Source organism: Acinetobacter stercoris, from assembly GCF_900323515.1.
Lineage (GTDB): Bacteria > Pseudomonadota > Gammaproteobacteria > Pseudomonadales > Moraxellaceae > Acinetobacter > Acinetobacter stercoris.
Map to the genome: position 1 here is coordinate 17,768 of NZ_OOGT01000027.1, position 10,804 is coordinate 28,571.

At 37.1% G+C, this 10,804-nt stretch carries 13 protein-coding genes; 6 read left to right on the forward strand and 7 right to left on the reverse strand.

Going from position 1 to position 10,804, the window contains the following annotated elements; translation table 11 throughout:
* Nucleotides 1–112 precede the first annotated feature (112 nt).
* From KPC_RS04725 to KPC_RS04735, 3 genes are all read right to left on the reverse strand, one after another.
* Entirely contained in the window at nt 113–616 is a 504-nt protein-coding gene (locus tag KPC_RS04725; RefSeq protein ID WP_228212165.1) for a superoxide dismutase family protein, read from the reverse strand.
* 171 nt (nt 617–787) lie between these two features.
* Nucleotides 788–1,912, reverse strand: a complete 1,125-nt coding sequence (locus KPC_RS04730) for an AI-2E family transporter (protein ID WP_121973262.1) — start codon at nt 1,910–1,912, stop codon at nt 788–790.
* 127 nt (nt 1,913–2,039) lie between these two features.
* Complete coding sequence (locus KPC_RS04735; protein ID WP_121973263.1) at nt 2,040–2,684, reverse strand: ParA family protein; 645 nt, start codon at nt 2,682–2,684, stop codon at nt 2,040–2,042.
* A gap of 129 nt (nt 2,685–2,813) precedes the next feature.
* Here KPC_RS04735 and KPC_RS04740 point away from each other — a divergent pair, with 129 nt between their 5' ends.
* The 3 genes from KPC_RS04740 to KPC_RS04750 all read left to right on the forward strand — a co-directional run bounded on the left by KPC_RS04740 (nt 2,814) and on the right by KPC_RS04750 (nt 4,507).
* Nucleotides 2,814–3,290 carry a Holliday junction resolvase-like protein gene (locus KPC_RS04740; protein ID WP_121973264.1) on the forward strand — a complete coding sequence of 159 codons (477 nt, stop codon included), beginning with the start codon at nt 2,814–2,816 and terminating at the stop codon, nt 3,288–3,290.
* A 167-nt stretch (nt 3,291–3,457) separates the two neighbouring features.
* Nucleotides 3,458–4,018: a hypothetical protein gene (locus KPC_RS04745; protein ID WP_121973265.1), complete on the forward strand. Its 561-nt coding sequence runs from the start codon at nt 3,458–3,460 to the stop codon at nt 4,016–4,018.
* A gap of 75 nt (nt 4,019–4,093) precedes the next feature.
* On the forward strand, nt 4,094–4,507 hold the full coding sequence (locus KPC_RS04750; RefSeq protein ID WP_121973266.1) for a protease inhibitor I42 family protein: 414 nt from the start codon (nt 4,094–4,096) through the stop codon (nt 4,505–4,507).
* 51 nt (nt 4,508–4,558) lie between these two features.
* On the opposite strand, the gene KPC_RS04755 is transcribed toward KPC_RS04750, so the two are convergent.
* Nucleotides 4,559–5,098 carry a hypothetical protein gene (locus KPC_RS04755; RefSeq protein WP_121973273.1) on the reverse strand — a complete coding sequence of 180 codons (540 nt, stop codon included), beginning with the start codon at nt 5,096–5,098 and terminating at the stop codon, nt 4,559–4,561.
* A gap of 32 nt (nt 5,099–5,130) precedes the next feature.
* Nucleotides 5,131–5,901: a class I SAM-dependent methyltransferase gene (locus KPC_RS04760; protein WP_121973267.1), complete on the reverse strand. Its 771-nt coding sequence runs from the start codon at nt 5,899–5,901 to the stop codon at nt 5,131–5,133.
* A 180-nt stretch (nt 5,902–6,081) separates the two neighbouring features.
* On the opposite strand from KPC_RS04760, the gene KPC_RS04765 reads away from it, so the two are divergent.
* Both KPC_RS04765 and KPC_RS04770 read left to right on the forward strand, forming a co-directional pair.
* Nucleotides 6,082–6,984: a siderophore-interacting protein gene (locus KPC_RS04765; RefSeq protein ID WP_121973268.1), complete on the forward strand. Its 903-nt coding sequence runs from the start codon at nt 6,082–6,084 to the stop codon at nt 6,982–6,984.
* Nucleotides 6,985–7,199: 215 nt separating this feature from the next.
* Nucleotides 7,200–8,462, forward strand: coding sequence for a hypothetical protein (locus KPC_RS04770; protein ID WP_121973269.1), 1,263 nt, complete (start codon nt 7,200–7,202; stop codon nt 8,460–8,462).
* Here KPC_RS04770 and KPC_RS04775 read toward each other — a convergent pair.
* On the reverse strand, nt 8,459–8,893 hold the full coding sequence (locus tag KPC_RS04775) for a hypothetical protein (protein ID WP_121973270.1): 435 nt from the start codon (nt 8,891–8,893) through the stop codon (nt 8,459–8,461). The genes KPC_RS04770 and KPC_RS04775 overlap by 4 nt on opposite strands.
* A 153-nt stretch (nt 8,894–9,046) precedes the next feature.
* On the opposite strand from KPC_RS04775, the gene KPC_RS04780 reads away from it, so the two are divergent.
* Complete coding sequence (locus KPC_RS04780) at nt 9,047–10,000, forward strand: 2-hydroxyacid dehydrogenase (protein WP_121973271.1); 954 nt, start codon at nt 9,047–9,049, stop codon at nt 9,998–10,000.
* A gap of 61 nt (nt 10,001–10,061) precedes the next feature.
* On the opposite strand, the gene KPC_RS04785 is transcribed toward KPC_RS04780, so the two are convergent.
* The gene (locus KPC_RS04785; protein ID WP_121973272.1) at nt 10,062–10,646 is read right to left on the reverse strand and encodes a hypothetical protein; all 585 of its coding nucleotides are present in this window, start codon (nt 10,644–10,646) and stop codon (nt 10,062–10,064) included.
* Between the last annotated feature and the right edge of the window lie 158 nt (nt 10,647–10,804).

Sequence of the window (10,804 nt, forward strand, 5' to 3'; positions counted from 1 at the left end):
ATAGCCTGAGCTTTTTTATTTAAGCTGTCAATTTCTATTCGGGATTATTAATATTCCAAAATAATTGTGATGAAAGTATGGTTTGGACTATCTTGTTCATTTATTTAATCTTTCAGATCAAGCCACAGGCAATGTGTGCTCCACCACCACCATTTGGTTTTGGATAGTCCGAATAGTTGTCTCCACCTTCATCAATAATAATTGCTAAGCCTTGTATGTCTGCCAGTTTTAGGCGAGGTGCAATGACAGTGGTATTGGCATTTCCGTTTGAGTCAACATTAAGTACAGGCAGATCACCTAAATGACCGTCGTTAGGGGTACCATGATGAGGGACCTTGAGGGGATTGAAATGTTCACCGGCAGCTAAAGCAGCTTGCATTTTTCCATCCTTTTCAGCTGGAGCACATGAACCTTTTTCATGGATGTGGAAGCCATGAAAACCTGATGGTAATGAAGATAAATTTGTGATGATCATCAACCCCTGTGGCGAGTCTTTAAAACCAATAGTGCCAATTGGTTCATGAACACCTTGAGGCGAAACTCTATTTACAGTGACTGCCTGCTCTGGAGCATTTTTTTTAACTGAATTTGATGTGCAACCCGTAGCAAAAGCCATAATGCATATGCAAAGAGTAAAAAAATTAAGAAAAGATGACATTACCTCGCATCCTGAGAATATGTTTTTGTTATGTTATTCAAACAAAGCTAGATAATTCACGCAATCAATATTAAGTGTTTGATTGTATATGTTTATTAACATAAGGGGCTGATTTAAGCCCCTTATAGATTAATTAAGATCTTTTGGAGGGTCATCTGGGTCATCAAGATCATAAGCAAGCGTGCCTTTCGGGACTTGCTCTGGTTCGACCGTGACATGAAGCCATTCTCTCCATATGGCTAATAAAATAGCAAGAATAACAGGACCAATGAATAGACCAACAAAACCGAAACTAGCCAAACCTCCCAGGACACCAAACATGATTAATAAGAACGGGATTTGGGTGGAACCAGAGATGACTAATGGACGGATCACATTATCAGAGGTACTGACAATACAGACGCCCCAGACAAATACGCCTATTGCCTCGACCATCTGACCCTGGGAAACCAGCCAGATTGCCACTGCTGTATATGCAACAGGTGTACCAAATGGAATAAGGGCTAGCAGGAAGGTGACGATAGTGAGCACCATCGGATTTGGAACACCTGCAACAAAATAACTGAGTCCAGCTAAAATAGCCTGTGCTACTGCTGTTAAACCGATACCATAAACCACAGCACGTGTTGTCTCGGAAATAGTATCCATATAATGATGAATACGTGGTCCAACCACTTTCTCTAATGCCATGCTTACCTGATGTAAAATGACTTTACCATCGCGATAAAAGAAAAATAACGACATCAGGGCAAAACACAATTTCACCAGATTTTTACTGATTTCATTGAGGACAAATTTACCGTAGTTTAGATGCCCTTGAATCCACATAGATACGGTCTGGGTGAGATTCTTGGGATCTGCATTAATGTCCTGGACTATCCGTACAACTTCTTTACCGATAATAGGGAGGTTTTTAATGAAATCTGGAATATTTAAATGACCGGAAAGGAGTTGGCGTTGTAAGTCTAAAAATAAATGGCGGCCTTCTTGTTGCAGTAGAAATATAGCAAAAGTTAAGGGAATCCCAACCACTAAAAAGACCAATGTGATCATCAATGTAGCACTAAGTGTAGGTCTGTTTTCCCCACAAAATGCTTTCACACGTTTATATAATGGCCATGTCATATAGGCGATGATACATGCCCAAAGAACAGGCACAATAAAATACTTGAGTACATCAAAACCTAAATAGACTAAAATGAGCAATAGCCCAAATAGTAAAATACGCTGAATAGTCGAATTAAAATCTTGCACAAAATACTCAAAAAATAGTCAAATTAATATCTAAATCCATATTAACCGAAAAAAAAGCTCAGGCAATGATCTGAGCTTTTCCTTTAGCAATTATTTTCTGTTGCATAGAAAATATCATATGTACGTACTAGAACCATTCCGCTGGATCGTCTATTAAAGCATCCAGAAGCGGCTGCCATTGTTGTTGAAGTATTAAAAAATTCTTTTGGGATTTATCAAATATACTCAACCCCTGCATAGCCAGCTGTCCATAAGCACTACGTTCAGCAATCCATGCAACTGGTTTTTGTTCAACTTTATCAAAAAATTGCTGGATATCTTTTGAACTGGAACTATTTGCCTTAACACGATTGGCCAATAGTAATACCTCAACTTTACCTTTGCGGATACGTTTAATATCCTGAATGTGTTTTAAAAAGCGTCTGGTACTATCAATATCAAAAAAAGAAGGCTGAAGTGGTGTGACTATGGCATGGCATTCGCTAATGAGTTGTTCTGCATGTTCACCTGTGAGTGCACCAGGTGCATCAATGATAAGATAATCTAGATTTTTGGGTGCTTCACCAATGGATTTTTCATGACGCCAGTCTAAACTCTGAATTGTTGCTGCCGATTCTGGACGCTGTTTTAACCATTGCAAAGCTGATTTTTGATTATCTGCATCAGCCAATGCAACTTTATAACCCTTAACAGCGAGTGCAGAAGCGAGCGTAATCGCAGTTATTGTTTTTCCACATCCACCTTTTTGATTTGCAATCAATATCGTTTTCATCAATTCCAGCTTATGAATAGGCAACAGAGTTACCCTAGATTAGCATTATTTTTTGACTTCTGTGTGAGAGATGACAAAAAGTCTAAAGCTTGTTTAAATTGTTAGTTATTCAAATCTTAGGAAAAGTGCATGTCCATTTGGATGGCAATGTTAATTGGTGCCTGTATAGGCATGATTTTAACGACGATCGTATTATCGAATACACGTAATGGAAAAATTAAAGCGGAGTATGAACAGTATATTGCTGAGCTGGAACTGGAACATCAGCAAGCTTTGGCACATGCACAAAAACGCAGTGTAAATACTAGTCGTGCCGTGCTTAAGGGGAAAATGGCAGAACAATTGGCTCCAATCATGCCAGAGTTTCATTACTTACCAAGTGATGCCAAATTTTTGGGGGATCCTGTCGACTATGTGATATTTGATGGTTATACAGATTATCGTGATGGAGATGGATCAGCAGATGATATTGAAGTTGTTTTAATTGATATTAAAAGTGGCGGAGCACGTTTAACCAAAGGGCAGGTCGCAATTCAGGATGCTATTCGGCAGGGGAGAGTACGTTTTGAAACGATTAGAATCGATTTCGATGATTTATCAGTTTAATTTAATTCTATATTCTCCATTCACTTCTTAACATAGTTCCAAGACAAAATAGTGACGAAATTTCTCTATATTGTTACGAAAACCCGATTTTGCTTTAAGTTTTGTAGACTATTATAAGTTATAAGTTGAGAGTTGAAATATGTGTTTTTGCAGTAAGGGGCGATCAAATGACAAAACGTTTTATCCTCAGTATGTTATTTGCTTTGAGTGCCTTTCAGGTTCAAGCTTCACAGTCTACAGAATATAATATTGCCAATGGTCTGGCACCTGTTGCCAAGGAGCAAAGCATTTCGGTGTTGCAGCCATTTGTTGGTGATTTTCGTATTCTTGGCTCGAAAGTCTATACAAATGATGAGCAAGCTAAATTTTCTCCGATTGATTATGCTGTTACCCGTGGCTTGTTCACTGCACCTGAGATTGCCAGCCAAATTAAGTTTAATCAATATGATCGCTATTTGAATTGGCAAATGGCCCGTCCTCCATTGCCGCCAAAACTTGCAATGCAATTTGTTTCTAATATGCATATCATTCCTGCAAACCCACAAATTGCAAAAGAAATCAAAAAAGTACAACGAGGTGATCTGGTTCGGATTAAAGGTGATCTGGTTGAGGTTAAAGATAAAAATCTGGTCTGGAAATCTGCTTTGAATTGGGATGGTTACGGAGATGGTGCATGCAAATTGATACGCGTTGATTCGATTCAATGGGTGGAAAAACAAAATATCTGACAGCATATTTTGTCTGGAAAAAATCAATGCTATATTGTCCATAAATTAAGCTGATGATGTAAGAGCAAGTAATTAATGAAAAAAATGATCTGGGTTTCGGCTTTGATTTTAGGGGCAGGGTTTGCAGGGTGTCATAATTCTAGTTCGACTTCACTTTTAAAGTCACATGAATTTAATCTAAAACGTAAATGCCCAAATACATTAGTTATGAAAGTCGGAGAAAACATAATTTTCAAGGCACCTGAGAATCCTTCGACAGGTTATCAATGGCAGCTAATGCAACCTGTAAAACTGTTTAAATCGGAAGAAACATATAATACTCAAATAACAGATGCTGATGAGCAAATTGTTGGTGCTGGTGGAGAACGGGTTTTTCGTTTTACTGCGCTTAAACCAGGCTATGAAGTGATTGATTTGGCTTATGTCCGTGCATGGGAAAAGAGTAACCGACCTGAACAAAGATGGCAGTGCCATATTCGGATTTCATAAAGTAATTTATTAAAAAAGAGATCGGCTGATCTCTTTTTTAATGTAAAGGTTTTATTTTTTAACCTGATTGAGTTTCCAGTGTTGCAATTGTTTATGAGCCTGTACATATTCTGCAAGACTGTTAAGGGTACTTTGTTGATTCTGTGAGTCTTGACTATCTAGGGCAACTGCCTGTTTTTCCCAATATTGATAGAGCAACCCCTGAATGTAACGTCCTTGTTCGGTTTTAAGCTCAAGCTGTTTTAACATTGTTAAAGCAGACTGGATATTATCTCTTTTGCGATTGAAATCGAATTCAGCAGTGAGCGTACCATCTTTTTGCATTTTCATGAGCTCAGCCTCCATTTCATCACTCATTTGTGCAAATCTTTCATCAAAATCAACAAGTGTTGCAATATCTTCGGCATCTAAAGGTGTGTTCGGAAATTCACGGATCGGTTGCTCTTTGAGCTGTTTCATGACATCTGCACCTGCGTCAGCCTGATGTTGCTGCTTGGGTGTGGCACGTTCAGACTGTTGTTCACATGCACTGAGTATTAATCCACTTGAACAGATCAATAAAAAAATTACAGCTGGTTTTAATCGCAAGATCATCAAGCTTTCCTTTAACACAAATTAGGGATCTATTTTTTGAAATGGTATGCATAGGTAACATAAGGAAATTCTATTTCATCCTGAGGATTTTTTCCTGTGAAATCCAGGACTATTTTTTCAAAATGGGCTTTCATTTCCTGTTGTTTATGTTCAGGCATTGCGGCGATAAAACTGGTCGAGAGTAAACGTTTACTTACTACATTTTCAACTGTACCTTTTTGCACTTGGGAAAAGACTTTGACATTAGTGAGCTGAAATAAAAACTGATTTTCAAAAACCTCTTTCCATTGACCACTATGATAACGGGGGGTATTGTTTTCAAAAGGTTCTATGTAGTCTGCCAGTGCTTTGACCCAATCGACTTCAATATCTCTCTGGTTCCAGACTAATCCCAGAGAAGCATTAGGTTTGAGGATATGGTGTATTTCATTTAATGTTTCAATATTTGCAAACCAATGGAAAGATTGTGCACAAAGGACAGCATCAATGCTTTCAGAGCTAAGGGGAATGTTGTCTCCTGTGGCCTTTATGCTTTGTACATCAGGATATGCTTTTTGAAGTTCAGCCAGCATTTCTTGGACTGGTTCTACTGCAATAACTTGAGATGTGACTGCTTTTAAATAAGGCAAGAATTTGCCAGTCCCTGCACCTAAGTCAACGACAGTAGATTCGTGATTTAGTTTTAGATCATTTTTAAGCCATTCAACGATCTCTTGTGGATAACTTGGGCGAACTTGTTGATAAAGTTCTGCGGCGGATGAAAAGCCCTTTTGTGCAGCAGGATGGACGTGTTGAGCCATGATTTCGATTTCTTTAATTAGATTACTTTAAAACTATCTGATTTTATCGCTTTAAAATAGTGAATTTTATAAGTCAGGTCAGATATGACATAAAACTTAAAAATAGAAACAAATTGAACATGGATTTATTAAATAATAATCATTATCATTAATTCTTTAAAGACTGTTGATGCTCTTAAAATGTCAAAACAAGCTTATCGTGTTATCAATTTACAACTGGTAATGATGCAATCACTTTCTCCCACTATGCGACGTTTTAGTTTTGAAAGTTCTGAAATGTCCGCGATACAGACATTTGCACCAGATCAACGGGTTAAGCTGTTTTTCCCGCAGTTAAAAAATCCTCAGGAAACACAATGGATTGTAGAAAAAGAAGACTGGTATCAAGCCTATCGGCAAATGCCAGAAGCTACACGTCCACCTATGCGGACATATACGATTCGAAACTTATATCCAGAAAAAAACAGGGTAGATATTGATTTTGCAATGCATGGTGCAACAGGGCCAGCATCAACTTGGGCTGAATCTGCCATGATAGGTGATCGGATTCAGATGGCTGCACCTAATGTTGATTGGGATGGTGAAAAACGTGGTTTTGAATGGCATCCACCAGCAATCGCTGAACAGATTTTACTGATGGCTGATGAAACGGCTTTACCTGCTGTTGCCGGGATCATTGAAGAGTTACATTTAGATAACGTACAAGCCGATGTCCATGTCCTAATTGAGATGCCAAAGCACGAAGACCGGATAGAATTACCAGAGCATCAAAATATTCATGTGCATTGGTTGGCTCGTGAAAACCAGAGTCAACCTGGAGAAAAATTATATGAATATGTGCAAAAGCTCTACCCATCACAACAACAAAAAAAATCAGCAGTTGAACTGGAAAATATCAATGTTGATGAAGAAATTTTGTGGTTTACAGGAGAAAAGTTGGAACAACAAAAATTTTACGCGTGGATAGCAGCGGAGTCTAAAGCTGTACTGAATATTCGTCGCTATCTCGCTCAGGAATGTGGCATCCAAAAAGAACATTTGAATTGTATGGGGTATTGGCGTTGGGGGAAAGTTCTAGGATAGTTCGATGCATTTAAAGAAATCCTACTGAAGTGCTTACATCAAGACTGAACAAAGATGGTTTTTTGTAAAAAAGAAAGGTTTAAGTAACAAATTATGTAATTGTGGAAGATTATGTGCTTTTTAATCTGTGTAGCATGGATAAAATATACATCTTAACTTTTGGGTAAGATGTTTTATCCATAGTCAGATGGACTTAATCTCTCTTCGGTGTGTCGATGGAAAAACAAATAATTTTTGAAGATGAACAAATCAGAGCTATTTATTTACAAGGAACATCTGACACATTAGTGCTTTCTTTTGGTGATTTGATAACACGTGCCAAGGGGTTGTCAATCAATGCTGAAAAATCATTAAGTAAGTATGATTTTAATGTCATTGGTATCATGCCTAAGCAAAAGTCATGGTTTCCTGAAAGTAGCATGCAGGCATTATTTGAGGTGCTAAAACCTTATTTGCAGCAATATCAGAATATTGTCGGCTATGGTGGCTCGATGGGTGGATACGCCGTAATAAAATATTCCAAATATTTTAAAATGACACGTGCAGTCGCATTTGTTCCACAATATTCTATTGACCCTGAACAGGTCGAAGATCGCCGCTATTCAGATTTTTATGATGCTTCCTTAAATCATGATATGCAGATTAAAAGCAGTGATATATCAAGTGATTGTGAATATATTATTGTTTATGATCCATATTTTGAAAATGACCGTGAAAATTATTTAAAAATAAAGCCTCTTATTCCACATTTACATACATTGAACCTGCCATATTCAGGACATGATGCGATTTCTGTATTAGCGAGTTCAGCACTGTTAAATGACTTTATTACCCATCCATTTGATAAAACTTATTTTTATAAACAAATGCGAGAAGTAAAAAAGAACAATAAATTTTATTATCGTAATGTGATTGCCCGTTTGCTGGGAACGCACAATGAAGCATTAGGCAAGATTCTGAAAAGCACGGACTTACAGCTGGATAATAGCTTTTTTGATAATAATTTAAAGCAAATGATTACTCGAATCTTGCTGACCAATAAGCGTGTAGATGAGCAGGATTTACTTAAGCTCGGGATTTCGGTGAATTTCCCGATTGAAAAGAAAGTACAATTACAGGACTATTTTGGCAATTTTCTGGTGTTTAATGTTATTACCCAGAAAATTGAAAGTTATAGCCAGCAGGTCATTGATATTAATAGTAAATATCTATGTTCATTGCAAGTTAAAGATACAGGATTGACTTTCATCGATTTGAATAAAGAAGATTACTTTTTAGCAATGAATGACCGTCAGATTATTAAGTTATTCAAGCAAGGTGATGCACTTTCTTTGGATATGAGTCCAATTATTATTAAAAAATATCCAGAGTTTTATGTATTATCCTATAAAAATATGAACTTGGGTTCGGATTTATCTGGGACATGTAAATTTGATTACGATAGCTTTGAAGATAATGTAAAGTTCATTCTGGCTTAATTGCATTGATTAAGATATTTGCTGGGAAATAGGGATTTTACAGTTTTAAAGTCCTCTATGACCTCTAGATCATTTTTATCCAGATTAGTGCTTTTATTAAGATAGATTTCAAAGTTTCCATGATTGTCTGACAGATTTGAGAGACCGCCGAGAGTATAGGAGTATTCGTATTTTAGTCCCTGAATAAAATGACTATCTTTAAAATGATAAATCTCAGTATTTTGCCCTGTTTCTCCATAAAAAGTTGCCTTAATCATGCAGCCAGCACTGCTTTTGATCAGTTCAATCAAATTACCTTCGGTTGATTCAAATTGTTCTGCATTAGATATGGACTGTAGCAGAATTGATGAACTGGCATGGGGTTGCTGTATGAGAAAACCAGATAGACAGGAAAATAGAAAGATAAAATTAAAAGTTATATTTTTTTGCATGATATTTTGTATTAAATTTAATTAAAACAATACTATATGATATTTTGAATAATTCAAAGAGAATATCTTGTGATTTGCTTATATAGCAGCTTCTGGTGTATATCCTTTTAGATCTACATTGACTTTGAACAGACTTAAATTTAGGGAAATATTATGCAGGCCGTTTATCTGGATTATCAATCTTTGGATCAAAATGACCTTGATTTTAGCCAATTGGAGTCTACTTTTGATGAGTTGATACTCTACCCAACAACATCGCAGGATGAGGTGGCAACACGAGTTAAACATGCTGATGTAATTATCACCAATAAAGTGATTGTTGATGCAAAAACAATTGAACAATGTGAAAACTTAAAGCTGATTTTGATTTCTGCCACAGGGACGAATAATGTAGATCTGTTTAAAGCAAAAGAGAAAGGTGTAGTGGTCTGTAATTGTCAGGGCTATGGTACATCTGCTGTGGCACAGCATACTTTGACACTTATGTTGACCTTGGCAACATCACTGATCAAATATGACCAAGCAGTGAAACAAGGTAAATGGAACAAATCACCGATTTTTTGTTTGTTGGATTATCCGATTATAGAGCTTGAAGGTAAGACTTTAGGCATTATTGGTTATGGTGAACTGGGGCAAGCAGTTGCCAGACTCGCACAAGCATTTGGTATGCAAGTATTGATTGGCTCTCTGCCAAATCGTCCATCGAATAATTCAAGAGTTCCTTTGGTAGAACTTTTACCCCAAGTGGATTTTTTAAGTTTACATTGCCCATTAACAGATGAGACCCGAGACTTGATTGGACAGAAAGAGTTAGAGGCTATGAAATCCACTGCTTTTCTGATCAATTGTGCGCGTGGCGGAATTGTCAATGAATCGGCATTAAAAGATGCTTTGATTGAAAAGAAAATTGCGGGGGCGGCTACAGATGTTTTGAGTGTAGAACCTCCCAAAGATGGCAATATTTTGCTTGACGAAACGATTCCAAATTTGATTATTACGCCACATAGTGCATGGGGCAGTGTTGATGCCCGGCAAAGGATTGTTAATCAAATGGTTGAAAATACTCAGGCATTCCTTGCAGGACAGCCCATTCGGCAAGTCAATTAAATGGGGTGGTTGTTGCTGCTAAAAAGCCCGCATTTGTGCGGGCTTTTATCATAAGTGAAACTTAGTTAACACTTGCTTCCGCATTGGTTTTTACGCCATGCTTACCAATTGATGCATCTGTAGAAACACCTACATTTGCTTTTGGTGCTGATTGAGTCGCTGAAGACTCTTCATTTACACCAAGTGCTTTTTTGGTCTTTTGCCATTTTTCAGATGCAAAACTTTTACCTTTTGCTGTTTTTTCTTGTGTATAGTGTTTAGCTTTGCTTGATTTATCGCTCAAATAGTCTTTGCTTTTTTGAGCTTTTTCAGATGTATAGTCTTTTGCATCCTGAGTTTTTTCTGATGCTGAATCTTTTAGATCAGCAGTTTTGTCTTGAGCCAACTTGGATTTGTCAGAAGCGAAAGTTTTAGCTTTAGACCATGCATTTTGTGTAGATGTTTTGGTTTTATCTACACCATTTTCGATACCGTGACCTACTTTGTCAGCAGTATTGTTTACTCGTTGGCCGATATTATCAAGTAAACCTGTATCAGCGTTTGCATTTGCAGAGACATTTGCACCAGCATTTACAGAAGTTTCAGCAAAAAGAGCTGATGAAGCAAGAATGCTTGCTGTAACAAGAGCGGTTTTCATCATTTTCATTTTTGTTCAGTTCCTAAGTTAAACATATAGATCAGGAGGATCAATGTTCGCTAGCTTAAATGTTGTTTGAAGCAAATAGTGAAAAAGAAATTAAACCACTACATCTGTTCAACATGCATTCAACAAAGATGTAGAAAAATAAAGGAACATTTATATTT